The sequence below is a fragment of the Pseudoduganella chitinolytica genome (assembly GCF_029028125.1).
Lineage (GTDB): Bacteria > Pseudomonadota > Gammaproteobacteria > Burkholderiales > Burkholderiaceae_D > Rugamonas > Rugamonas chitinolytica.
In genome coordinates, this window is the sequence record NZ_CP119083.1 from 6,131,369 (window position 1) to 6,156,683 (window position 25,315).

The 25,315-nt window shown below is 67.6% G+C and carries 16 protein-coding genes; 10 read left to right on the forward strand and 6 right to left on the reverse strand.

Going from position 1 to position 25,315, the window contains the following annotated elements; all coding sequences use genetic code 11:
• Nucleotides 1–15: 15 nt before the first annotated feature.
• Together PX653_RS27140 and PX653_RS27145 are read left to right on the forward strand one after the other, a co-directional pair.
• The gene (locus tag PX653_RS27140; protein WP_277415738.1) at nucleotides 16–1,215 is read left to right on the forward strand and encodes a hypothetical protein; all 1,200 of its coding nucleotides are present in this window, start codon (nucleotides 16–18) and stop codon (nucleotides 1,213–1,215) included.
• Between the two features lie 82 nt (nucleotides 1,216–1,297).
• Nucleotides 1,298–1,660 carry an apolipophorin gene (locus PX653_RS27145; RefSeq protein ID WP_277415739.1) on the forward strand — a complete coding sequence of 121 codons (363 nt, stop codon included), beginning with the start codon at nucleotides 1,298–1,300 and terminating at the stop codon, nucleotides 1,658–1,660.
• A gap of 84 nt (nucleotides 1,661–1,744) precedes the next feature.
• Here PX653_RS27145 and PX653_RS27150 read toward each other — a convergent pair whose 3' ends face one another.
• The 4 genes from PX653_RS27150 to PX653_RS27165 all read right to left on the reverse strand — a co-directional run bounded on the left by PX653_RS27150 (nucleotide 1,745) and on the right by PX653_RS27165 (nucleotide 8,626).
• On the reverse strand, nucleotides 1,745–3,799 hold the full coding sequence (locus PX653_RS27150) for a sensor domain-containing diguanylate cyclase (RefSeq protein ID WP_277415740.1): 2,055 nt from the start codon (nucleotides 3,797–3,799) through the stop codon (nucleotides 1,745–1,747).
• A gap of 270 nt (nucleotides 3,800–4,069) precedes the next feature.
• Entirely contained in the window at nucleotides 4,070–5,875 is a 1,806-nt protein-coding gene (locus tag PX653_RS27155) for an ABC transporter ATP-binding protein (RefSeq protein WP_277415741.1), read from the reverse strand.
• Nucleotides 5,865–7,616, reverse strand: coding sequence for an ABC transporter ATP-binding protein (locus PX653_RS27160; protein WP_277415742.1), 1,752 nt, complete (start codon nucleotides 7,614–7,616; stop codon nucleotides 5,865–5,867). Before PX653_RS27160 ends, PX653_RS27155 begins: the two co-directional genes overlap by 11 nt.
• A 155-nt stretch (nucleotides 7,617–7,771) precedes the next feature.
• Nucleotides 7,772–8,626, reverse strand: a complete 855-nt coding sequence (locus tag PX653_RS27165) for a phasin family protein (RefSeq protein WP_277415743.1) — start codon at nucleotides 8,624–8,626, stop codon at nucleotides 7,772–7,774.
• A 242-nt stretch (nucleotides 8,627–8,868) separates the two neighbouring features.
• On the opposite strand from PX653_RS27165, the gene PX653_RS27170 reads away from it, so the two are divergent.
• A complete protein-coding gene (locus tag PX653_RS27170; RefSeq protein ID WP_277415744.1) occupies nucleotides 8,869–10,161 on the forward strand; it encodes an amidohydrolase family protein in 1,293 nt (430 codons plus the stop codon).
• A complete protein-coding gene (locus PX653_RS27175; RefSeq protein WP_277415745.1) occupies nucleotides 10,158–10,694 on the forward strand; it encodes a GNAT family N-acetyltransferase in 537 nt (178 codons plus the stop codon). The genes PX653_RS27170 and PX653_RS27175 overlap by 4 nt, the downstream gene beginning before the upstream one ends.
• 74 nt (nucleotides 10,695–10,768) lie before the next feature.
• Here PX653_RS27175 and PX653_RS27180 read toward each other — a convergent pair whose 3' ends face one another.
• Nucleotides 10,769–14,026 carry an alpha/beta hydrolase-fold protein gene (locus tag PX653_RS27180; RefSeq protein ID WP_277415746.1) on the reverse strand — a complete coding sequence of 1,086 codons (3,258 nt, stop codon included), beginning with the start codon at nucleotides 14,024–14,026 and terminating at the stop codon, nucleotides 10,769–10,771.
• A 705-nt stretch (nucleotides 14,027–14,731) separates the two neighbouring features.
• Here PX653_RS27180 and PX653_RS27185 point away from each other — a divergent pair.
• From PX653_RS27185 to PX653_RS27200, 4 genes are all read left to right on the forward strand, one after another.
• A complete protein-coding gene (locus tag PX653_RS27185) occupies nucleotides 14,732–17,470 on the forward strand; it encodes a TonB-dependent receptor (RefSeq protein WP_277415747.1) in 2,739 nt (912 codons plus the stop codon).
• Nucleotides 17,471–17,634: 164 nt separating this feature from the next.
• Nucleotides 17,635–18,468, forward strand: a complete 834-nt coding sequence (locus tag PX653_RS27190) for a hypothetical protein (protein WP_277415748.1) — start codon at nucleotides 17,635–17,637, stop codon at nucleotides 18,466–18,468.
• A complete protein-coding gene (locus tag PX653_RS27195; protein ID WP_277415749.1) occupies nucleotides 18,465–18,728 on the forward strand; it encodes a hypothetical protein in 264 nt (87 codons plus the stop codon). The genes PX653_RS27190 and PX653_RS27195 overlap by 4 nt, the downstream gene beginning before the upstream one ends.
• A 104-nt stretch (nucleotides 18,729–18,832) precedes the next feature.
• A complete protein-coding gene (locus PX653_RS27200; protein ID WP_277415750.1) occupies nucleotides 18,833–19,222 on the forward strand; it encodes a hypothetical protein in 390 nt (129 codons plus the stop codon).
• Between the two features lie 136 nt (nucleotides 19,223–19,358).
• On the opposite strand, the gene PX653_RS27205 is transcribed toward PX653_RS27200, so the two are convergent.
• Nucleotides 19,359–21,203, reverse strand: coding sequence for a M2 family metallopeptidase (locus PX653_RS27205; protein ID WP_277415751.1), 1,845 nt, complete (start codon nucleotides 21,201–21,203; stop codon nucleotides 19,359–19,361).
• Nucleotides 21,204–21,341: 138 nt separating this feature from the next.
• Here PX653_RS27205 and PX653_RS27210 point away from each other — a divergent pair, with 138 nt between their 5' ends.
• Both PX653_RS27210 and PX653_RS27215 read left to right on the forward strand, forming a co-directional pair.
• Nucleotides 21,342–23,753 carry a glycoside hydrolase family 31 protein gene (locus PX653_RS27210; RefSeq protein WP_277415752.1) on the forward strand — a complete coding sequence of 804 codons (2,412 nt, stop codon included), beginning with the start codon at nucleotides 21,342–21,344 and terminating at the stop codon, nucleotides 23,751–23,753.
• 200 nt (nucleotides 23,754–23,953) lie between these two features.
• Nucleotides 23,954–25,273 carry an MFS transporter gene (locus PX653_RS27215; protein WP_277415753.1) on the forward strand — a complete coding sequence of 440 codons (1,320 nt, stop codon included), beginning with the start codon at nucleotides 23,954–23,956 and terminating at the stop codon, nucleotides 25,271–25,273.
• Nucleotides 25,274–25,315 lie beyond the last annotated feature (42 nt).

The following is a 25,315-nucleotide window of genomic DNA, read 5'->3' on the forward strand; positions in this document are numbered from 1 at the left end:
GGAAGAGGAACCAGCGTGGATTATCGTTGTGTGAACGGGGGCTGCGGCAGGACGTTCCCCCGCCAGGTCGGGTTCTGCCCGTATTGCGGTACCGGGCAGGCCGCGGCCACCCGGGCGGCGCCGCCCGTTGCGGCGCCGCCGGCCGTCCCACCGGTCGCGCCGCCACGGCCGGCTACGCCGGGCATCGCTACGCCGGGTGCCACCCCGCCGTCCGCGCACGCCCCGGTGTCGCCAGCGCGTCCCGTCGAGCCACCGCAGCCGGCGCCTGCCGCTGCCGGTTCGGCTGCATATTCGGCCCCGAATCCGGCCACGAATCCGGCCGCCAATCCGGCCGCGCCACCGCTGCGCAAGCCGGTCGGCAAGCTGACGTGGTTCATGGTGGCGTTGTTCCTGCTGGCGGTCTGGTTCCTCGTCAAGCCGGGCGATCCGACGGCAAAGCTGGACCGGCGCGTCGACGAAGCCGCCGCGCTGGCCGAGCAATGCAAGATCGCCGACGCGCGCACGGAGCTGGCGGCGCTGCGGGCCGACAAGGCCAGCGGCGAACAGTTGCGCAAGCTGCAGGCCGCGATCTCGGCCGCGGCGCCCGCGTGCGAACGCAAGCAGCAGCGCCCCAAGGCCTGGACCGAGGCTCGCAAGGGCCTGGAAGCGGCGCTGGCGGCCGGCACGCTGGACAAGGCAGCGACGCGGCTCGGCACCTTTGTCCGCAAGTGGGGCGAGGACGACGACACGCGCGAATGGCGCGAGCGCATCGACGCGCGCCGGGCCGAGAAGCTGCTGGACGATGCCAACGCCTGCCTGAAGCGCAAGGACCGCACCTGTGTCCAGAACAAGCTGGACGCCGCCGACAAGCTGAAACGCCCGGAAGCGCAGCCGCGGATCGAGGCGCTGCGGGAAGAGCTGTCGCGGCTGCTGGAGTCGACCATGCTGGAAAGCGGCGGTGGCGTGACCTCGACCGCCACTCCGGCCCCCGCGCGGGCGATTTCCACGGCCACGTTCGTTGCGCCGGACCAGGGCGAGGCGCAGCGCCTGCGTGTGGAGGCCGAGCGCGACATCGCCCAGGCCAATTACCGGGGCGCCATGGGCAAGGCTGCCCAGTGCGCGACACTGGGCGGGTCTGGCTGCGAGGCGTTGCGCGCCCGTGCCGCGGGACTCGACCGCGACTACCAGCGCTGCCTGGCCGGCGGCAACCGCTGGGTGAACGCAACCTGCCAGTAACGTGCCGGCGGCATCCGCCAGCGCGGCGCGGTGGTCGCGCAAAGTTTGCTAGACTTCTGGCAACGTGCGCGAAGGAGGTACCATGCTGCTTACATCACGCTTGCTGCGCCTTGTAGTCCCCCTGGCGCTGCTGTCGGCGGCGCTGGCGGGCTGCCAGAAGGACGAGGACCGGCGGGTCGACGGTCCGGCCGAACGGGCCGGCCGCGAGCTGGACCAGGCAACCAAGAAGGCCGCGGCCGAGCTGAAGAAGGCCAACCGGGAACTGAAGGTGGCGGCTGCGAAGACGGGAGAGGAACTGGACGAATTTGCCGACAAGGCGGGGGAGCATCTCGACAAGGCGGCCGATGCCGTCGGCCGCAAGCTGGAGCGGGCCGGCGAGAAGATCCAGGCCAATGCCCGCGATGCGCGGGAGGATGAGGAACCGGCCAAGCCGAAGGGCAAATAGAAGCAAACAGCGGGGACAGGTGCCCGGCGCGCCGTCCCGCGGGCAGACTTCGGGATCTGTCCCCTGCGGGGACAGATCCTGGACCTAGCGCGCCTTGCTCCGGCGCCCACCCTTCAACGGCACCACGTTGCTGCCGCCGCAAGTCTCGACCGGCGGCGGCGCCCCGTGCGGACCGCCCAGTACCACCGACAGCTCGACAAAGCCGTTGCGCCACGCGCGCTCCAGGTCCTGCTCGATCGATTCCATCGTCGTCTGGCTGAAGTTGGCGAAGCCGCACACGCCGTAGGCGCGGTTGCGGCCGTGCGCCTTGGCCAGGTACAGCGCCATGTCCACCAGGTTGACGGCGCGTTCCCACGACAGCGGCGTGTCCCCGGGCACCAGCGGGAACGGCGCGAAGCCGACCGAGACGTTGACGGGAATCGTGATGCCCTGGTATTGCAGCGACTGCGACGAGATCGTGTAGAGGATGCGGCGCGCCACCTCGTCGACGCTCTGGCGCGACACGGCCGGCAGGAATGCCAGGAACTCCTCGCCGCCCCAGCGCACGATCATGTCCGTCTCGCGCAGCGCCACGCGCAGGTTTTCCGCGATCATCCGCAGCACCGCGTCGCCGGCCGCGTGGCCGTACGTATCGTTGACGTTCTTGAAGTGGTCGACGTCCATCAGGAACAGCGCGCCGACCGTATCGTCGCCCGTCACGCGGCGCTCGACCGTGGCGTGGCCGCGCATGAATTCCTGGAAGTGGCGGCGGTTGTACAGCGACGTCAGCGGATCGAGCGAGCTTTGCTGCTTGAGCTCGAGGTTCTTTACCTCCAGCTGGGCATTGGCCGTACGCACCTTGCGGTACAGCAGGCCGACGATGGCCGCCACCAGCGCGGACACCACGGCCAGCAGCCACCAGACGCGCTGCTGCAAGCGGCGGTTGTCCAGCTCCGCACTCTTGACGCGGTTGTCCTGCCGCAGCGCCTGGATCTGGCGCTGTTTCTTCTCCGTGTCGTATTTCTGCTGCAGCTCCAGCACGTCCTTCTGGCGCTGCTTGGCGAACATTTCGTTGGTCAGCGCGCGCTCGCGGTGGTACGCCTCGACGGCGCCCTTGTAGTCGCCCGCACGTTCCAGCGCGCCGCCGTATTCCATCAGCACTGCCTGCAGTTCCGGCTTGTCGCCAGCCTTGTCGTATTCCGCCAGGCCGGCCTCGAACTGCGTCTTGCCCTCGGCGATGCGGCCCAGGCCCAGGTAGGCCTGGCCCAGGTTGATGCGCGAAGTGGCGATGTCGGTGGTGCTGCGCACGTCGATGGCCGCCTTCAGCGACTGGTTCGAGTAATCCAGCGCGCGCACGTAATCGTGTTCCTTCAGGTAGCTGTCGGCCAGGTTGACGAGCGTGGTGGCGATCATCTGGCGCGCACCCATCTTGCGCTCGACCGCCAAACCTTCCAGCAGCGCGCGGCGGGCACGCTGCGGCTGGTTCGACTCGATCCCCAGCGCGTATTCCATGCTGAGCGCATCGGCTACGCGGCCGGGCGAATTGATCGACTTGGCCACCGTCACCGATTCCTGCTGCAGCTCCCAGCCCTTGTCGAACTGGCGCATGTTCACGTACAGGAATACCAGCGCGTTCAGCGCGCTGGCCAGCGGCAGCCGGTTGCCCTCGATGCGGCGCGCCAGGTCGACCGCTTCCTGCAGCTTGGGCAGGGCGGCCGGATAATTGCCGTCTTCCTGGTAGGACTGGCCCGCCGTGATCAGCGTATGCACGTGCAGCGTCCGGTCCTGGGTGCGGAACGCCACGCGCTCCGCTTCGAACGCGGCAGCGTGGGCGCCCTTCAGGTCCGCCAGCTGGTACAGCGCATAGCTGCGCGCCAGCAGTCCCTTGGCCAGGGCCCCGTTGTCGCGCAACTGGCGGCCCAGCGCAATCAGCTCGTCGGCGACGGCCAGGCCGCGCTGGACGTCGCCGGTCGCCTGCAGGCTGTTACTGTAAAGCATAAGGAATTCGGCCCGCGTGGCGATGCCGCTGGCACGGGCCTTTGGCTCGAGCGTCTGCAATTGCTGCAAGGCCTTGTCCGGCACGTAGCGCATGGCCTCGCGGATCTCCTGCAGTTGCGCCGGCACGTCGGCCTGCCCGAATGCCAGGGCAGGCGCCAGCACCGCGGCCGCCGCAAGCTGTCGCAGCCTGCGGGTCAACGATGTCTGTCGCGGAGAATGTGGGATGCCTGCCAACTTTGCCGTCCTTGAGCTGCACGGCGCTGGAGCTGGGCGCCACGTGTCGGAGCATTATATGCCTGTTGCACCACAGAACGATTCACACAACAGTAATTTGCCGCATTCGTGACTTCGGTTACGCTTTTACGCAACACAGTTGAATTGCCGACATTGCAGCCTGGTTATTGTTGCGTGCGCTCGGCAATAAAACCCATATCAGGCCGCTAATTGTTGCAATAAATACAAACGTTGGTACAGGCCACCTTCGATCTGCATCAGGGTATCGTGCGAGCCGGTTTCCTCGATGCGGCCGTGATTGAGGACGACGATGCGGTCGGCCTCGCGGATCGTCGACAGGCGGTGCGCGATGGCCACGATCGTCACCCGGCCGCGCAATTCGTTCAGTGCTTCCTGCACGATCTGTTCCGTCTGGCTGTCGATGCGCGACGTGGCTTCGTCCAGCAGCAGGATGCGCGGTTCGCCGGCCAACGCGCGGGCGATGGCGATCAGTTGCTTCTGGCCGGAGGACAGGCGCGAGCCGCCTTCGCCCAGCAGCGTGTCGTAGCCGTCTTCCAGCGCGGTGATGAAGTCGTGCGCATGGGCCGCGCGGGCTGCCGCCTCGATGCGTGCGCGCGGCAGGCCCCGCCCCATGTCGATGTTCTCGTATGCGGAGGCGGCCAGCAGGAACGGGTCCTGCGGCACCAGGCCCACGTCGGCGCGGAACTGTTCGATGTCGATGTCGTCCAGCGGCACGCCGTTCATCAGGATGCTGCCGTGGCGCGCCGGATAGTAGCGCAGCAGCAGCGACAGCAGCGTGGACTTGCCGCTGCCCGTATGGCCGACGATGCCGAAGAAGGCGCCTTGCGGGATGTCCAGCGACAGGTCGTGCAGCACGCGCTGGTCGTCGATGTAGGCGAAATCGAGGTGGCGGATGGCGATCGCCGGGCCATCGGCGGCGGCATTGGCCGCGGCCTTGCCGCGGGGTTTGCCATGTTCGGGCGCGCCCGCCTCGTCCAGCAGGCCGGCGACGCGGGCACTGGCGACGACGGACTGCTGCAACTGGCTGAACTGCATGGTGATCTGGATCAGCGGCTCGATCACGCGGGCGATGTAGTTGATGAAGGCGTACAGCACGCCCACCTCGGCCGCGTCCAGCGCGCCGCTGCCGCCGCGCTGGCCGAAGAACCAGATCACGGCCGCCAGCAGCACCACGTTCAGCATGTCCAGCGCGGGGCGCAGCAGCCAGGCATTGGCGCGGATCTCGGCCACCCGTTGCGTGTAATGTTCGGCATTCGTGGCCGCGAAGCGCTCGGCAAAGCGCTGCCCGGCATTGTTCGCCTGCAGCACGGTCATGCCGCCGATCGACTCGGCCATCTGCGCGTTGATGTCGCTGCGCAACTGGCGCGCGCGCGTCACGGCCGGCGCGGACAGGCGCTGGTACAGCCATACGATCAGCAGCACGAAGGGCATCAGCGCGACGACGATCAGCATCAGGCGCCAGTCCAGCCACGCCATCGCGGCGATCGTGCCGATCAGGACAATGGTGCTGTCCAGGATCACGAACAGCACCTGGATGTACAGGCCCTTGACGGCTTCCGTGTCGTTGGTTACGCGCGAGACCAGCTGGCCCGTGATGGCGCGGTCGAAGAACGCCATCGGCAAGCGCAGCACGTGGCCATAGACCTGTTCGCGCAGGCGCTGCACGGAGCGCATCGCCAGGCCGGACAGGCGCGTCAGCTGCAGGTAGCGCAGCCAGCTGGCGGCCCAGCCGGTCAGCACGACGCCGCCCAGCAGCAGGGACATCGCGGTCCAGTCCAGCGCGCGCGGCAGCAGGTGCTCGTCGATCAGCCGCTTGCCCAGCAGCGGGCCGATGACTTCCAGGCCGGCCGCGCAGCCCAGCCACAACACGGCCCAGCCCAGGTGGTGGCGGTCCGGCAGGGCGGCGCGGCGCAACAGGCCGAAGGCGCGCCGCATCAGGGCTTTCTGGTCGCGTTTCTCGGCGGCGGTGGCGTCAGAGTGCATCGAGGCTGGCCTCCAGTTGTTGGTAGCGCCACTGGCTGGCATACCAGCCGTCCAGCGCGAGCAGTTCGTCGTGCGTGCCCGCCTCCACGATGCGCCCCGCCTTCAGCACGACGATCCGGTCGGCATTGACCACGGCCGACAGCCGGTGGCTGGCGATGATGGCGCTGCGTTGCGGCCGTTCGCGCCGCAGCTCTTCCAGGTGTTCGAGGATGCGTGTCTCGGTGCCCGTGTCGACGGCGGACAGCGCGTCGTCCAGCAGCAGCAGGTCGTTGTCGGACAGCAGCGCGCGGGCGATCGCCACGCGCTGGCGCTGGCCGCCGGACAGCGTGATGCCACGCTCGCCCACCTCCGTCTCGTACCCGTGCGGGAACAGGCGGATGTCGTCGTGGATGGCCGCCAGGTCGGCCGCGTGCTCCACTTCCTGCCGCGTCGCGTCCGGCCGCGCCAACGCGATGTTCTCGGCGATCGAGGCGGAGAACAGGAACGACTCCTGCGGCACCCAGCTGATCGCGTCGCGCAGCGCTTTCAACGTGTAGTCGTCCAGTGCATGGCCGCCCCAGCGCACGCTGCCCGAGCGGGGCGTCAGCTGGCGCAGCAGCACGCGCAGCAGCGTGGACTTGCCGGCGCCGGTGGGGCCGACGAGACCGAGCGTCTGGCCCGGCTGCAGGCGCAGCGAGACGCCCGCCAGCGCCGGTTCGTTCTGGCCCGGATAGCAGACGGTGACGTCGTCCAGCACCAGTTCGCCCGGCGCCAGGCGTGCCACGCTGCCCTCGTCGTCGATCGACAGCGGCGCAGCGAGCATCGGGTCCAGCCGCGCCCACGCGGCGCGGCCCCGTTCGATCAGCGACAGCACCCAGCCCGCGGCGAACATGGGCCAGATCAGCTGGCCCAGGTACATCGAGAAGCTGGTCAGCGCGCCGATGGTGAGCTGGTCCTGCCACACCAGGTAGCCGCCCACGCCCAGCGTCAACCCGGTGGCCGCCGTCAGCGCCAGCCCTACCGCCGGTTCGTAGGCCGCTTCCCAGCGCTGCGCCGTCAGGCTGGCATTGGCCGCCTTGCCGGCCAGCTCGCCGAACGCGGCGGCGCTGCGCGCTTCCAACCCCAGGGTACGCAGCGTGCGCACGCCGGACAGGGTCTCCTGCACGTGGTCGTTCAGCGCGGAAAAGCGCTTCAGCGAGTCCGCGGACGCCGTATGGATATGCGAAGAGATGCGCCAGAACGCATACGCCATGAACGGGAAGGGCAGCAGGGCGACGAGTGCCAGGCGCCAGTCGACGCCCAAGGTCATCACGCCCAGCACCATGACGAGGGTCAGCGTGCCGTCGAAGCCGGCCAGCATCGCCTCGCCGGCGGCCATCTCGATGGCGTCGATGTCGTTGGTGGCCAGCGCCATCAGGTCGCCGGTGCGCTGCTTCTGGTAGAACGCAGGGCCCTGCAGGGCCAGCCGCCGGTAGAAGCGCGTGCGCAGTTCGACGCCAAGGCGGTAGGCGGCCGAGTACAGCCGGATGCGCCACGCCACGCGCAGCGCGTAGTTGGCCACGCCGACCAGCAGCAGCAGGCCGATGTCGGCCAGCAGCCCGTCGCGCGTGAGCTGGTGTGCCGCCAGCGCGTCGATCATGGCGCCGACCTTGCGGGGAATCCAGATGGCGATCAGGGCCACGCCGACCAGCATGACCGCGGCGCCGGCGTACGCGCGCCAATGCGAGCGCACGAAGCCGGCGATCAGTCTCGTTAAACTCATGACATATCCTTGACGAAGGCCGTCAGGATACATCAGGCATTTCGATCGTGTCGGACGGGGCAGTGGTTAGTGCCGAAGGCACCGGGGACAAGCACGATCTTCGAGCCTTCGACTCGAGATCGGTGCTTGTCCCCACGGGTCTTGCCAGCGTTTCCTTACTTGCGGGGCTGCTGCTTCCCCGGCACCGACTTCAGCGTGGTAGCCGGCTTGTCGGCGATGTCGGCCAGCGCCTGGGCGACCGGCTTGGCGGCCGGGCGGCCGCGGTTGGTTTTCGGCGAGCCTGCGCCGTCGTCCGCCTGCGCTGTCGGCGTCACCGGTGCCGCTTCGGCCACGGCGGCCACAATCGCTTCGGTGGCCTGCGCGACGTTATCGGCCGCCGCTTCCGCCACGTGCTCCGTTGCCTGCACCACGGGCGGTGCCGCTTCGACTGCGCCGCGGGCGGCTTCACGCGCCACGGCAGCCGCTTCCTGGGCCGCCTGCGTGGTGGCCTGGGTGGCGGCGTGGATGGTTTCCTGGGTTGCCTCCTGCGCCGAGCGCGCGATCGCTTCGGAGGCTGCCTGGACGTTGTCGGCGACCTGGTGGACCGCCGCGTTGGCGGCCTCGCCGGCATGGGCCGCTACCTGCGCGGGCGCCTCGGCGACGGCCGGCGCCGGAGCGCCCAGCACCAGCGCGGTGGCGGGGGCGCGGAATTGCGTGCTGGCCGACTGCAGCAGCTCGGCCTGGGCGCGGCTGGCAATGCTGAACAGCTCGCGGCTGTAGGCCAGCAGGCCTTCGACGGTGGGCAGCGGCCTGGTGGCCAGCGCCAGGATCTCGCGCGGGTCCTTCGCGGCCAGCAGCTCGCGCGCCGAGTTCGTGCCGCGCTCGAACACGTTGCGGGCCGTGTGCAGGTTCAGTGCGGCGACCTGCTGCACGCCTTCCACGGATTTGCGCAGTACAGCGTCCATCAGGTTCAGTTGCGTTTCAAGTTGCGACTTGCTCGTTGCGGACAATTGCTCGGTAATCGAAGTCATAAGCACTCCTGGGATTGGGGATGGTGCGGACGAAACTGGGGGAATGGTGCGTTGCAATAAAAGCATTCTAGCGACGATCGCCCGCATTGCAAAGCACTTTCCACCCGGGAGCGTCCGTCTGCCGGGTGCTTGATTTATGCGCTGCAACATTGCGAGCTGGCACGATGCGTTGCCGGCATATTGTTTGCACGAACCCGGCAGCTTTGCCTACAATCGGGCACCACCATGCTGGGAGCACACCGATGGATGCAGTGATCCGCAACGCCACCCTGCCGGACGGCCGTACCGGTATCGATATCGGCATCGACGGCGGCCGCATTACCGCCGTCGTGCCCCGGCTCGCCGCGCAAGGCGCGCGCGAGATCGACGCGGGCGGGGACCTCGTCACGCCGCCGTTCGTCGATGCCCATTTTCACATGGACGCAACGCTGAGCTACGGCCTGCCACGCGTGAACGCCAGCGGCACGCTGCTGGAAGGGATCGCCCTGTGGGGCGAGCTGAAGCCTGACCTGACGCAAGAGGCGCTGGTCGAACGCGCCATGCATTACTGCGACTGGGCCGTCGCGCGCGGGCTGCTGGCGATCCGCAGCCACGTCGATATCTGCGACGACCGCTTGCTGGCGGTGGAGGCCCTGCTGGACGTGAAGCGTCGCGTGGCGCCCTACCTGGACTTGCAACTGGTGGCGTTTCCCCAGGACGGCCTGCTGCGCAGCCCGACCGCGCTGGCCAACCTGAAGCGGGCGATCGGGCAGGGCGTGGACGTCGTCGGCGGCATTCCCCACTTCGAGCGCACGATGGCCGACGGCGCCGAGTCGATCCGCATCCTGTGCGAGTTCGCCGCGCAGCAGGGGCTGCGCGTGGACATGCATTGCGACGAGTCGGACGATCCGCTGTCGCGCCACATCGAGACGCTGGCGGCCGAGACGCACCGCCTGGGCCTGCACGGCCGCGTGGCCGGCTCGCACCTGACGTCGATGCATTCGATGGACAATTACTACGTCAGCAAGCTGCTGCCGCTGATCGCGCAAAGCGGCGTGGCTGCCATCGCCAATCCGCTGATCAACATCACCTTGCAGGGGCGCCACGACACTTATCCGAAGCGGCGCGGCATGACGCGTGTACCGGAGCTGATGGCGGCCGGCGTCGACGTCGCGTTCGGCCACGACTGCGTGCTCGATCCTTGGTACGGCATGGGCTCGGGCGACATGCTGGAGGTGGCGCACATGGGACTGCACGTGGCGCAGATGACGGGCCAGCAGGCCATGCGCGCATGCTTCGATGCCGTCACCGCCACCCCGGCGCGCATCCTCGGCCTGGAGGGCTACGGCATCGCGCCCGGCTGCCATGCCGACCTGGTGCTGCTCGACGCCGCCGACCCGGTCGAGGCGATCCGGCTGCGCGCGGCGCGCCGCCTTGTCATGCGGCGCGGCGTGGTCGTGGCCGAGACGCCGCGGCCGGTCGCCGCGCTGAACCTGCCGGGCCGTCGCGCGCAGGTGGACTTCCGGCTGGCGTCGCGCCCGCAGGTGCCGCGATGATCGTGCTGGAAACGTCCCGGCTCGTGCTGCGCACGCTGCACACGGACGACGCACCGTTCTACCTGGAGCTCGTCAACGATCCCTCGTGGATCGAGCATATCGGCGACAAGGGCATCCGCACGCTGCAGGAGGCGCGCGCCAATATCGAGACGGGCGCGATGCAGATGCAGGCACGCCTGGGCTACTCGCTGTACGTGGTGCAGCGCCGCGCCGACGAAGCGCTGCTGGGCCTGTGCGGCCTGATCCGGCGCGACACGCTGCCCGACACCGACATCGGCTACGCGCTGCGGCCGGCCTACTGGGGCCAGGGCTACGCATACGAAGCCGCGGCGGCGGTGCTGGCCCATGCACGCGACACGCTGCGCCTGCCGCAGCTGTACGGCATCACGTCGCCCCAGAACGGTCCGTCCAACGCCATGCTGCAGAAGCTCGGGCTGGAATTCGTCGAGCTGACGCAGCTGGGGGAGGAGACGCGGTGGACCAACGTCTACCGCATCGGATTCGGCCTGGGGTCTGTCCCTGCAAGGGACTGACCCCGGTTTTCATCGGCGCCGTGGAAAAACCGGGGTCAGTCCCCCTGACAAAGCCAACGACGCCTCTCCAGCAGTCACTTACCGGAGACAGACCCCGGGCCGCGGACGCCGGTGGCCGGGAAAAACCACGTCAGCGCCCGATGCACCCGGCTGGCCCAATCGCGCTCGTTGTGGATGCCGCCCACGTCCTCGTGATACAGCAGGTCGCGCCCGTCACGGTAGCCACGCGCCAGCAGCGCCGAGCGATAGGCCCGGCTGAACTCGACGCCGTCCATCGCCGTGCCGGCGTCGAGGTAGAAGCGCACGGGCAACCGCGCCGGCGCCGTCTCGATCTGGGTGCCGTTGTTCCACCAGAACGAGCCGGACAGGCTGCCGGCCATGCCGAAGCGCTGCGGGTAGCGCTCGGCGATGGCGACGGACGCGAGGCCGCCCATCGACGAGCCCATGACGGCCGTGTGCTCGCGTCCGGGCAGCGTACGGTAACGCGCGTCCACCAGCGGCTTGACGGTATCGACGACAAACGCCGCATACCCGGCCACCTTGCCGCCGCCCCAGCGGGCGTCGCAGCATTCCGTGTACTCGGCCACCCGGTCCGGCGTATTGTCGATGCCCACGACGATGATTTCGCGCATCGCGCCGTTGGCGGCCAGCCGGTCCGCCACTTCGTCGATGTGCCATTCCGTGCTGTAGGCCGTCTTCGGGTCGAACAGGTTCTGGCCGTCGTGCATGTACAGCACCGGGTAGCGCTTGCCCGGATTGGCGGCGTAGCCGGGCGGCAGCCATACGCGCAGCGTGCGTTCGTTGCCCAGTTGCGGCGAGCGTACCTTTTCGATCAGCTCCAGCGTGCCGCGCGCGACGGCGGGCAGGGTGCTGGCGGCCGTGGGCAGCAGGCGCAGGCCCAGCACGTCGAAGCGATTCGACGGCCCCGCCGTGCCGCCCGCGTCCGCGTAGGTCGCATTCGACTGCAGGTAGCTCATGTTATGGAAGTCGGACAGCTGCACGGCATGGCGGCCCGGCTGCAGGCGCACCGGCAGTGGCGTGGAATACAGTGCCGCGCCCGCCGGCGTGTGGGGCAATTGCACGACGCCCTCGGCCACGACCGTGCCGCCGCCATCCATCACGCGCAGCCATTTCACGCCGCCGCTGATGCCGAGGTTGATGCGGTTGGCGTTGTTGCGGTAGCGGACCTGCACCTGGTAGGTGCCGGCCTTTGTCACGTCGATGTCGCCGACCGTCAGCCGGTCGTCCGGCTTGCCCCAGTCCGGCAGGCTGCGTTCGACGACGATCGCGTCCGGCTCGCCCAGGCAGGCCGGCGCGCTGTGGTGGCTGCGCAGCCCCGTGGCCACGTGGACGGCTTCGATGGCATAGCACGAACCCGCGGTCGGTCGCGGATCGGTCCAGCTGCGCGCGGTGACGCCCTTCGCGACGGCCCGGCCGTCACGCCAGACGTTGAACGCGACGCCGGCCGGCATGGTGCCGCCGACCGTCAGCACGGCCTTGCCGTCGGCCCGGCGCAGCGCCGCGATGGCGGGTTCCGGTGGCGCGGTGACCCGGCTGTCCTGGGCCAGCGGCGCGGCGGCTACGCGGGTGATCTCCTGGCGGCCCGGCTGCAGCTCGCCCAGCGTGATTTCGATCCGCGCGTCGTCCGGCAGCTCGTCCCACTTGACAGGAAAATTGGCCTCCTTGCCGTTCAGCGTGACTGCCTTGACGGTGTGGAAACCGTCGACCTGGGCCGGTGGCGGCAGCGCGATCCGTACGTGCAGGCGCTTGCCGCGCACGGTCAGGTTGGACAAGGTCAGGCTGTCGCTGTCCCGGAACAATTCACCGCGCAGGCGGGCCGTGATGAACGGGCGGACGACCAGGCCGTCATGCGTGGCATCGACGCCGAACACGCCCGAGATGACGGCGCCCAGGTAGCCGCCGACGGACCACAGCTGGCGGCGCGAGTTGACCACCGGGCCGTCCAGCTCCGGATGGCCGGGATGCTGCAGCAGCGGCTGTCCGGACAGCCACTCCAGGTTCTCCATGTTCGAACCCGTCACCGCGGCGGCGCGTATCAGCGTGTCGTATGCGGCATCGGCCACCGCCACGTTGCTGTTGGCGATCGCCGCGTGCAGCCCGTAGGCGGTCACGAACGGCCAGATCGCGCGGCTGTGATACACGGGCTGGCCCGGCTGCTGCGGCCAGATCACGGGCGCGCCCATCGGGCCGTGCGGATAACGGGCCAGGATGCTGCGGGCCTGCTCGGGATCGGCGATGCCGGTGACGATGGCAAGCGCCTGGCCCAGCCAGTCGAACCTGTGCAGGGGCGCGCCATCGAAATGACCCGCCGTCATGCTCGCATACATGCCCGCATCGGCCAGCCAGAAGCGGGCGTTGATGGCGTCCTTCAACTGCGCCGCCCAGCCTTCCCAGCGCTGCACGTTCGCCGTGTCGCCAGCTTCGCGCGCCAGCCGCGCTGCCAGTGTCAGCGCCTGGTAGTGGGCCACGTTGGTGGACAGCGCCTTCGACGTCGCCATGTGGGGCAGGTTGGCGGGCACCCAGGCCGCATAGGTCTGGTCGCGCCAGTCGAGGAACGACTGCTCGCCGTTGTACAAGCCGGCGGCCGCGTCGAACGCGGCGATGCGGTCGTTCTCGATCGTGTTGGCCAGCGCCTTCAGGGCGGTCGAGGCGAAGGCGGCACGTTCGGCCGGCGCGAGCGTCTTCAACGCCGCATCCGCCCCGAACGCCCACGCCACGCGGTCCGTGCTGACAGGCCAGCTGCCGCCGCTGCCCGTGTCCTGCACGATCTGCAGGCCGTCCGCCGTGCCGGCCGCCTGTGGCGCCTTCGTCACGCCGGCCCGGTAGCCGGACAGCTTGAACAGCAGCGAGTCGCGTACCCGTGCCTGGTCCAGCAGCGCCAGGCCCAGGTCGGCCGCGTACGACAGGTCGCGCGTCCACACGTAATGCCATTTCTCGCCCGTCTCGAAGCAGGGGCAGGGGACGGGTTGGCCGCCGTTGTAGCTGTCGTCGCGGATGGCCGTCACGGCGTTCTGTTTCATCTCGGCGCCGGCCAGCGCGAACAGTGCGTCGAACGCCAGGCTGCCGCTGCGCACGCGCGGCAGGTCGGGCTGCTCGGTGTAGCGCACCGTTTGCGGATCGCCCGGCCGCAGCGGCAGGTCCGTCGTCTGCGTGTAGCCGCGCGGCGCGGCCGCGTCCTCGCCGGCGCTGCTGAAGCGCACCGTAGCCTGCTTGCCCCAGGCGCCCAAGCTCAGCGTCTGTTCGCCTGCGTGGGTGTGGCTGAGCGTGGCAAGCGCCAGCAGGGCGAGGGCGATCGGGGTGCGTTGCATCATTCGAGCTCCAGTATGGGGGCGCTGCGGGCCGGCAGCGCGACGGTGTCGCCGGACAGGTCGAAAACGGCGCCGCTGGCGACATCTCCAGGCGGGTCGGGCCTGGCCGGACTCTTGGCACCGCAGCCAGGGACGCGTCCGGTAAGGCCCAGGTGTGCCAGGGTGCGGCGGCCGGGATTGCGTTGCGGGCACCGTCCAATCCGTCCAGCGCGACGGTGCGCTCCACCGTGGTCTCCATCGGGTAAAGTAGCGGGACTACAAACCGTTATCACCTTGTTCAGGCTGTTATTTCGACAAGAATACTATGCTTCCTCCTACGGATCAAACAGGTACGTGTCCCTAGGAAACAACGCGTAGTCGGAGTACAGCCGGCAATGATTTTTTCAGATTCACTACAAAAATCAGCCTAAACGGCGATTTGACAGCTGATTTCTGTAGTTGGCCTACATCCAGGAGGGGCCTCGCCTGTACCCGAAATACAACGGGCATGGCGTTGCCGCACTCTCGCGCCCCTGGAGCGTGCATAAATCCTCGTGTCCGGACAGAACTTTAATTGACACCCAATCTAGTTTTAGTACAAAATTCTTGCAGGACGTCTAAAAGAGCGGCCGCATACCTTGGATTCCCGTGTAGTTCAGTTAGGCCGATGCCTTCAAGCCCATGTGCGGCTGGTGCGGGAAAAATCGTTAGTTTAGTGAGGGGACTTTGATGAAATTCTTCGCGCCTGAGCGCAGCACGCGCACAGCCCTGCAACTGAGCCCTGTGGCCGCCGGCTGCGCGCTCTTCGTCGCTGCGCTGGCCAATCCGGCCGCAGCACAAGCACAGACCACCCAGGCCGACGCGTCGCCGGCCCCCATGACCACCGTGACCGTGACGGGCATCCGTCGCGGTATCGAGGATGCGATCTCCGTCAAGAAGGACGCCACGTCCATCGTCGAGGCCATCTCCGCCGAGGACATCGGCAAGCTGCCGGACGTATCGATCGCCGAATCCATCGCCCGCCTGCCTGGCCTGGCCGCCCAGCGCGTGGCCGGCCGCGCGCAGGTGATCTCCGTGCGTGGCCTGTCGCCCGACTTCGCGACCACGCTGCTGAACGGCCGCGAGCAGGTCTCCACCGGCGACAACCGCAGCGTGGAGTTCGACCAGTACCCGTCCGAACTGCTGTCGGGCGTGACCATCTACAAGACGCCGGACGCGGGCCTGATCGGCCAGGGCCTGTCCGGCACGATCGACCTGCAGACCGTGCGTCCGCTGAACTTCGGCAAGCGCACCGTGGCGCTGAATGCGCGCGGCGAAGCCAATTCGCTGGGCAGCATGGCCAACACGAAGTCGGTGGGCAACCGCTTCTCCGTCAGCTACATCGACCAGTTCCTGAACCGCACCCTGGGCTTCGCCATCGGCTACGCCCACCTGGAGTCGCCGGTGCTGGCGCAGGAGACGGGCATCTACGAACCATGGAAGACGGAGTCGCGTCCTGGCCTGCCGGCCGGCACCACCACGACCGATGGCATCAAGGCGCTGGCCCGTACCGGCTACAACCGCCGCGATGGCCTGATGGGCGTCGTCGAATACCGTCCGACCAAGAAGTTCACCAGCACGGTCGACTTCTACGCGTCGATCTTCAAGCACGAGGACACGGCCAACCAGTTCGAGATCCCGCTGGGTGGCTGGAACGGCGGCCTGACGCCAGGCCTGCAGTTCACGAACGTGACCAAGAACGGCAACGCGATCGGCACCGCGACCGCGAACAATGTCTATCCGCTGGTGCGCGGCATGTACACCGACCGCCGCGACGACATCCGCGCGCTGGGCTGGAACAACGAGCTGCGCCTGGACGGCGTCAAGCTGGTGGCTGACTTCAGCTGGTCGAAGGCCAAGCGCGACGAGCTCTCGATCGAGAACAACACGCAGCTGGGCGCCGTCAACAGCGCGCAGTACCTGGACAACGTCAACCTCGCCTTCAACACGGGCGCGTTCCCGACGATGGCGCCGGGCCGCAGCGACTACAGCAATGTGTCGAACCTGTACCTGAAGAATACGATCTACGGCTCCGGCTACGGCAAGGTGCCGTACGTGGAGGATGAGCTGAAGAGCGTGAAGCTGACGGCGAACTTCCAGGCGCCCGCCGCGCTGGAAGGCTGGTTCTCCGGCTTCGACGTGGGCGTCAACTACAGCGACCGCAGCAAGGACAAGAGCCAGCCCGAAGGCGGCCTGACCTTGAACGGCAACCCGACGACGATCGATCCGTCGCTGGTGTACGGTACCGTCGACCTGGGCTTTGCCGGCGTGGGCAACCTGCCGGCCTGGAACGTCCCGGCCGTGCTGGCACGCTACATGTCGTTCAACCCGAGCGCCACCAGCGGCAACGTGATCCTGAAGACCTGGTCGGTGGAGGAAAAGATCTCGACCGCGTTCGCCAAGGCGAACATCGAGCATGAGTTCGGCGACATCACGCTGCGCGGCAATGCCGGCGTGCAGATCCAGCACACCAAGCAGGGTTCGGACTCGAACTACTTCAACGGCGCGCTGCCGGCCGGCTCGCAGGTGCAGCCGATCCACGCGGGCAAGTCGTACACGGACTACCTGCCGAGCATCAACCTGAACTTCGGCCTGCCGAACGACCAGACCGTGCGCGTGGCCCTGGCCAAGCAGATCGCCCGTCCGCGCGTCGACCAGCTGCGCGCCGCCGTCGACTTCGGCGTCTCCGACACCACGTTCAAGCCGGGTGCATCGGGCGGCAATGCCGAGCTGGATCCATGGCGCGCCAAGGCGTTCGACATCTCGTACGAGAAGTACTTCGGCAAGAAGGCCTACCTGGCCGGCGCGTTCTTCTTCAAGAAGCTCGACACCTACATCTTCACCCAGACGCGCACGTTCGACTTCTCCGCGTTCGTGCCGGGCACGAAGGCCAACACGGTGTTCGGCGACTTCAAGGCACCGTTCAACGGCAAGGGCGGCAACATGCGTGGCGTGGAGCTGTCCGGCTCCCTGCCGCTGAACATGCTGACGCCAGTGCTGGACGGCTTCGGCATCGTTGCCAGCGGCACCTACACCGACAGCAACATCGCCATCCAGGAACCGGACGGCTCGATCGGCCAGAACATCCCGCTGCCTGGCCTGTCCAAGCGCGTGACGAACCTGACCGTGTACTACGAGAAGGCCGGCTTCGAGACGCGCCTGTCGCAGCGCAAGCGCTCCGACTTCGTGGGCGAGATCGGCAACTTCGCGGCCGAACGTTCGCTGCGCTACGTCGTCGGCGAGAACGTGCTCGACTTCCAGGTCGGCTACACGTTCCAGGACGGCCCGCTGAAGAACCTCGGCGTGGTGCTGCAGGCGAACAACCTGCAGGACACGGCCTATGAAACCTACAACGGCTCGAAGAACCAGCAGCTGGAATACCAGAAATACGGCCGCACCATCCTGCTGGGCGTGAACTACAAGTTCTAAGCCCGCCGGCGCCGGCCAGCAAGCCCCGTCCGCATCCGCGGCGGGGCTTTTTTGTTGCTTGAAAAACGGTGACTGTCACCGTTTTTCATGCAACTGGTGACAATGCGAGGATTTTCCGCTCGTCCTTCCACGCTATAGTGCGGTCAATACCTGGGAGAACAACAATGAAAATGCTGGTCGCCGCCGTACCGCTGCTGCTGTCGCTCCATCATGCCGATGCGCGACCGCCGGCGCCGGCCGGCGAGACGGCCATCAACGACGTCAACGCGGCTGGCGACATGGTCGGCGAGAACGTCGACGCCGGGGGCAACCGCCGCGCCATGCTGTCGCGCCAGGGCAAAATGATCGCACTGGGCACGCTGGGCGGCGCGGAGAGCTACGCCACCGCCATCAACGATGCCGGCACCGTCATCGGCGCGGCCCTGGATGAGGCCAATGCGTGGCGCGCGTTCCTGTACGAGCCGGGGCGCGGGATGCGCGACCTGGGTACGCTGGGCGGGCGGGGCAGCAGTGCCACCGCCATCGGCAGCACGGGAATCGTGGCGGGCTACGCCGACGTGAATGAGCGCGACTACCACGCGTTCGTCCACGACGGCACCCGCATGCGCGACCTCGGCACACTGGGCGGCCGCACGAGCTATGCGACCGACGTCAATGCGTCCGGCACCGTGGTCGGCGCGGCCCAGAACGCGGCGGGGCATCGCCGCGCGTTCGTCTGGCGCGCGGATACCGGGCTGACCGAGCTGCCCACCCTGGGCGGCAAGGCCGGTGTGGCAACGGCGGTCAACGATCGTGGCGTCGTGGTCGGCGCCTCGACGACGGCGAAAGGCTACTGGCATGCGTTCATGTACGACGGCAAGCGAATGGTCGACCTGGGCGCGCAGGTGCCTTGGGTCACACCTATGCGACGGGCATCAGCCGCGACGGCAAGGTGCTGGGCACGGTGCGTTCGGGTGTCGCCGCCGAGCACAATTTCGTCTACGAGCATGGCCGCATGAAGGTCGTGCCGCCGCTGAGCGAGCTGGGACGCAGTGCCAGGATCACCGACGACGGCGAAATCGTCGGCGCCATCCGCATGGGCGATCGCTTCAAGCCCATCATCGTGGCAACCGAGCAGCGCGCGGACGCGCCCTGGAAACCCGTCGACTGGCTGACCTTCTTCACGTTCCTGCCGATCGGGCTGTGGGCCCTGTGGCATGTCGGGCGCGACACGCGCGACTGGTGGCGCGACCGCCGCGCAGCCGCCGAGGTGGCGTGACCCGCGAACGACACGGGATCGACCGCGGCACGGTTGGCAACGCCGCGCCGGCGCGGCACGGGACAGGGTACAGTCGGTCTCCATTACAGCGAGGAGGACCGACCATGTTCGACATCGACGATTTTGCCAAGCTGCAGTTCCTGCAGGGCCGCTGGAAGGGCACGAACCCGGACGGCAAGGAATTCATCGAGGAGTATGAGCGCCCGGAGCCGGGCGTCTTGCAGTCGCACCGCCGCGACGGCGCACAGAGCGCGGCAGCCACGGCGGGCGCCAGGATCACATTGGAAGAGGGGGAAATCCTGTCGCGCTGGGGTGAGCAGACCTGGCGCGCGGCCGAGATTCACCCTGACGGCGCGACGTTCACGCCGGTCAACGCGCCCAGCACGTTCATCTGGCATCTGGTCGACGAGGCCACGCTGGAAGCCACACAGCGCTGGAATGCCGACGGGCGGGAACAGGAGCATACGGTGCGGTTGACCCGCGCCGCGGCTTGAGGCTGGGGAATCGTCGAGAAAAGGTTCCCGAGGGTCTGTCCCTGCAAGGGACTGACCCTGAAGTTCGCTGGATTCACCAAGACGCTGCCGACTTCGGGGTCTGTCCCCGTGCGGGGACAGACCCCCGAGGGTCGCCTTACTTCTGCTGCGCCGCCAGCACGCGGTTCTGCTCGTCCAGCCAGGCCTTCAGCGGCGCGAAGTATTCCAGCAGCGCGTTACCGTCGATACGCTCCTCGCCGCTGATCGCCTTCAGCTCTTCCGGCCATGGCTTGCTGGTGCCCATCTGCAGCATGGCCTGCAGCTTCTTGCCGGCCTTCTCGTTGCCGTAGATAGAGCACTGGTGCAGCGGGCCCGTGTAGCCGGCCTCGCGGCACAGCGCGCGATGGAACTGGAACTGCAGCAGGTCGGCCAGGAAGTAGCGGGCGTACGGCACGTCGGCCGCCACGTGGTACTTGGCGCCGGCATCAAAGCCGTTCGCCAGCGGCGGCGCCGGACGCTTCACGCCCATGTACTGCTCGCGCAGCTGCCACCAGGTCTTGTCGTAGTCGGCCGGCTGGGTCTTGCCGCCATAGACGTCCCAGCGCCATTTGTCGACCGAGTAGGCGAACGGCAGGATCGCCACCTTCGACAGCGCGCGCTTGAGGAGCTCGGGGATGTCGCCCTTCGGATCCGGCTCTTGTTTCATCAGGCCGATCTTCTTCAGGTAGCCTGGCGTGATGGACAGCGCCACCGTGTCGCCGATGGCCTCGTGGAAGCCGTCGTTGGCGCCCTGGCGGAACAGCACCGGCTGGTCCTTGTACTCGAGGAAGTAATAGATATGGCCCAGCTCATGGTGGATGACGGTGAAGTCTTCCGCCGTCGGCGTGATGCACATCTTGATGCGCACGTCGTCCTTGCCGTCGATCGGCCAGGCCGACGCGTGGCACACCACGTCGCGGTCGCGCGGCTTGGTCAGCAGCGAGCGTTCCCAGAACGACGCCGGCAGCTTCTGCATGCCCAGCGACGTGTAGAAGCCCTCGGCACACTGCGTCATTTCCTTGGCCGACGTCTTGCGCTCTTCCAGCACCTTGGTAAGGTCGAACCCCGTGGTGTCGCCCGCGGGTTTCAGCAGCGGGTAGATGTTGTCCCACGTCTGGCTCCACATATTGCCGAACAGGTGCGCCGGGATCGGGCCCGTGGCCGGCACCACGTCAGGGCCGTAGGCCGCGCGCAGCTTGTAGCGGGTGTACGTGTGCAGCGAGTCGTACAGGGGCTTTACCTGCTGCCACAGGCGTTCCATCTCGGCGGCGAAGGCGTCCGGCGCCATGTCGTACTGCGAGCGCCACAGCGCGCCCGTGTCGGCAAAGCCCATCTCGCGTGCGCCCTTGTTGGACAGCGCGACGAAGTCCACGTAGCGCTGCTTGTACGATGGCGCCTGGCTGTGCCAGCCCGACCACGCATCCAGCAGCTTGGCCGGGTCGCGGCTGTTGGCCAGCACCTTTTCCAGCTCGCCCAGCGCCAGGCAGTCCTTGCCCGCGGTGGCGAGCGGCGCGCCCGGCGGCGGGCAGTACTTGGCCTTGCCGTAGGCGCCGTTCAGCGCCGCGCGTGCGGCCGCGTATTCGGCACGCTCCTTCGGATCGGACAGCATCAGCGTCAGCTGCAGCAGTTTGAGCTTGCGCGCTTCGTCCTCGTTCAGTTTCAGCCCGTTGTAGCGGCGTGCCTGCAGGGCGGCCTTGCCGGTCGCGTCCAGTTGCAGCTCGCCGAAGTAGGCGGCGATCGCCTCCGTATCGTCCGTGATGAAATTGGAGCCGACCCATTCGGCGCGGGCGCCTTCCACGTTCAGCTTGTCGAATTTCTGTTCCGTCTCCGCCAGGAAGCGCCGGGCTTCGGCGACAGTGGGTTTGCCGCTCGCCTTTGCTGTCTTTTGCGCCGTCGCCGCCCCTGCGGTCAGCGCGAGCAGCACCGCCAGCGTGAGCGGCTTGTACATCGTCTTGGTCTGCACTTTCAGGATCTCCCTTATGGTTTGCCGTGGGCCTCGTGGGCCGAGCGCTAATATAACGCATGCGCCACTGTATTCCCGCGCGACTTTCTGTCATGCTAGCGGTCTGTACTTAAACTACACACAGACTTCAGACTGCCTATGACCGCGAAAATCCTGCCCGTCGCGCTGTTCGTCACCCTGGCGGCCCCTGCCGCCCTTGCCCAGAACGCCGAGCGGCAGTTCCACGGCTTCGCCAGCCGCGGCAACACGCTGGAGATCGTCACCAGCGACGGCCGCTACCTGATCAAGCCGTATTCCGCCGCCATCGTCGAGACGTCGTTCATCCCCAACGGCGAACAGGCCGACGCCCGCTCGCACGCCGTGGTGCTGGCGCCGACCGCCGTGACGACGACCGTCCGGGAATGCCCCACGCGCATCGAGTTCGTCACGCCGGGGATCGCGGTCCATGTCGACAAGCGGCCGTTCCGCATCAGCTATACGTACAAGGGCCAGCCGCTGGTGGCGGAGAAAGCCGGCTACGTGAATCAGGCCGGCAAGGACAAGCTGGAAGCGATCGAATTCGCGCTGGCCGATGGCGAGGCCCTGTACGGTGCCGGCGCGCGCGCGGTCGGCATGAACCGCCGCGGCCACCGCTTCCAGCTGTACAACAAGGCCGACTACGGTTATGGCAACCGCTCGCAGCTGCTGAACTTCACGTTGCCGCTGGCGTTGTCGTCGAAGCGCTATGCGCTGCACTTCGATAACCCGTACACGGGCTGGCTCGATTTCGACAGCCGCAAGGACGGCACCCTGAGCTACGAGACGACGGGCGGGCGCAAGACCTACCAGGTCGTCGCCGGCGATGCGTGGAGCGATGTGATGGCGAACTACACGAGCCTGACGGGACGCCAGCCCTTGCCACCGCGCTGGGCGTTCGGCAATTTCGCCAGCCGCTTCGGCTACCGCACCGAGGCGGAAGCGCGCGCGACGGTCGCGCAGTTCGCCGCCGACAAGATCCCGCTGGACGCGATCGTGCTGGACCTGTACTGGTTCGGCAAGACCGTCAAGGGCACGATGGGCAACCTGGCCTGGGACCGCGACAGCTTCCCCCAGCCGCGGAAGATGATGCGCGACTTTGCCGCGCAGGGCGTGCGGACGGTCCTGATCACGGAGCCGTTCGTGCTGACGACGTCGAACCGCTGGCAGGACGCCGTGCAAAGCCGCGCACTGGCGACAACGGCGGACGGCGCACCGTACACCTACGATTTCTACTTCGGCAACACGGGCCTGGTCGATCTGACCAGCAGCGCGGGGCGCAACTGGTTCTGGAACATCTACAAGGGCCTGAAGCAGGAGGGCGTGGGCGGCTGGTGGGGCGACCTGGGCGAGCCGGAAGTGCACCCGGACGCGCTGCGCCACGCCGGCGGCAGCGCTGCCGCCGTCCACAACGTCTACGGTCACGAGTGGGCGCGCCTGATCGCCGAAGGGTACAAGCAGGACTTTCCGGGCGAGCGGCCGTTCATCCTGATGCGCGCCGGCTATTCCGGCTCGCAGCGCTTCGGCATGATCCCCTGGTCGGGCGACGTGGGCCGCAGCTGGGGCGGACTGCAGTCGCAGGCGGAGATCGCGCTGCAGATGGGCATGCAGGGCCTGGGCTACATGCATTCGGACCTGGGCGGCTTTGCCGGCCCCGTGCTGGACGACGAGTTGTACGTGCGCTGGCTGCAGTACGGCGTGTTCCAGCCCGTGTTCCGGCCGCACGCGCAGGAAGCGGTGGCGCCGGAACCGGTCTACCGCGCCGCGCGCGCCAAGTCCCTCGCTGCCGAGGCGGTGCGCCTGCGCTACCGCATGCTGCCGTATAACTACACGACCGCGTTCGACAACAACCAGTCCGGCATGCCGCTGATGCGCCCCGTGCTGTTTACGGACGACGGCAGCGCGTCCACCATCGACACGGGCGTCATCGCCGGCACCTACCTGTGGGGCGACAGCTTCCTCGTCGCGCCCGTCACGGAGCCGGGCGCCGTGCGCAAGGATGTCTACTTCCCTGGCAAGGACAGCGCCTGGTTCGACTTTTACACAGGCGAGCGCCATCGCGGCGGCATCCTGGAAACGGTCGGCGTCGTGCCCGAGCACCTTCCCGTCTACGTCAAGGCGGGTGCGTTCGTGCCGCTGGCACCCGTGGTGCAGTCGACCAGGGACTACACCACGGGCCGGATCGACCTGCATTACTGGCACGACGAGACGGTCGGCGCGTCCACCGGCAAGCTGTACGACGACGACGGCGCCACGGCCGAGGCCTACGAGCAGGGCCGCTACGAACTGGCGCGCTTCACCAGCGCCGTGCAGGACGGACGCCTGCGCATCGGCATCGCCACCGAAGTGGGCAAGCACTACCAGGCTACGAGCCGTGCCTACACGCTGCACGTGCACCACGTCACCAAAAAACCGCGCGGGGTCACGCTGGACGGCAAGGCGCTGGCCTTCCGCTGGAATGCGAAGACGCGGGTGCTGACGGCGCAGCTGCCGGCCCGCGCCGCGCTGGCGGCCGAGATCGTCGTTAGTTTATGAGGCACCGGGGACAGGCACCGATCAGCGGGGTTGCGACTCGCTGATCGATGCCTGTCCCCTTGGGTTTCCATCTGTTGTTTGACTACATAAGCAGCCCGGACGCCAGTAAGCCATGATTGACACCGCTAAAACATAATGTTATTTTGCTACAAATTCAGCCGGCGCCGCGCACGCGCCCTGCCATAATACGGAGACAGCAGATGCATCCTTCCACCCCCAAGCCGCGGCTGTCGTTCTGGCAGCTGTGGAACATGAGCTTCGGCTTCTTCGGCATCCAGTTCGGCTTCGCCCTGCAGAACGCCAATACCAGCCGGATCTTCTCCACGCTGGGCGCCGACCCCAGCCAGTTGGCGCTGTTCTGGCTTGCGGCACCCGTCACGGGCCTGCTGGTGCAGCCGATCATCGGCTACCTGTCCGACAACACGTGGCATCCGAAATGGGGCCGCCGCCGTCCGTTCTTCTTCCTGGGCGCCGTGCTGGCGTCCATCGCGCTGTTCCTGATGCCGAACTCGCACATGCTGTGGATGGCCGTGGCCGTTTTGTGGCTGATGGATGCGGCGATCAACATCTCGATGGAGCCGTTTCGCGCCTTTGTCGGCGACAAGCTCGATCCGTCGCAGCAGACCGCCGGCTTTGCGATGCAGACGTTCTTCATCGGCTGCGGCGCCGTCATCGCATCGCTGCTGCCGACGATCTACGCCGACTACCTGGGCGTCAGCAATGTCTCCGTCAACGGCGGCGTGCCCGACACGGTGCGCTATGCGTTCTACGCCGGCGGCGCCGTCTACCTGCTGGCCGTGCTGTGGACGGTGTTCACCAGCGAAGAGAGCCCGCCCGAGGACATGGCCGCGTTCCGCCGCGACAGCGGCAAGGGCCTCGGCCATGGCATCGCCGAGATCCTGGACGGCTTCTTCCACATGCCGAAGACGATGCTGCAGCTGGCGTTCGTGCAGTTCTTTTCGTGGATCGGCCTGTTCGCGATGTGGATCTACACCACGTCGGCCGTGGCGGAGACCGTGTTCGGCACCACCGACGCCCGCTCCGAGCTGTACCAGGATGCCGGCAACTATGTCGGCCTCCTGTTCGCGGTGTATTCCGGCGTGTCGGCGCTGGCCGCCTTCATCCTGCCGGTGCTGGCACGCCTCACCAGCCGCAAGGCCGTGCATATGATCTGCCTGCTCGTCGGCGGCCTCAGCCTGGCCAGCGTGTTCCTGATCCACGACCGCACGATGCTGGTGCTGCCGATGATCGGCGTAGGCATCGCCTGGGCCAGCATCCTGACGATGCCGTACGCGATCCTGGCCGGCGCGCTGCCCGCCAGCCGGATGGGCTACTACATGGGCGTGTTCAATTTCTTCGTCGTGATTCCGCAGATCGTCAGCGGCCTGCTGCTGGGCTTCATCACGGAGCACTTCTTCGGCGGCCACACGGGCTACACGCTGGCGCTGGGCGGCGTCTCGATGGCGTTGGGGGGCTTGTTGACGCTGTGGGTGCGCGACGACGCCAAGGCCGCGGCCTGACGAGGTCCGTCGACCGCTCTTGCGCGCGCCACGGCACGCCCG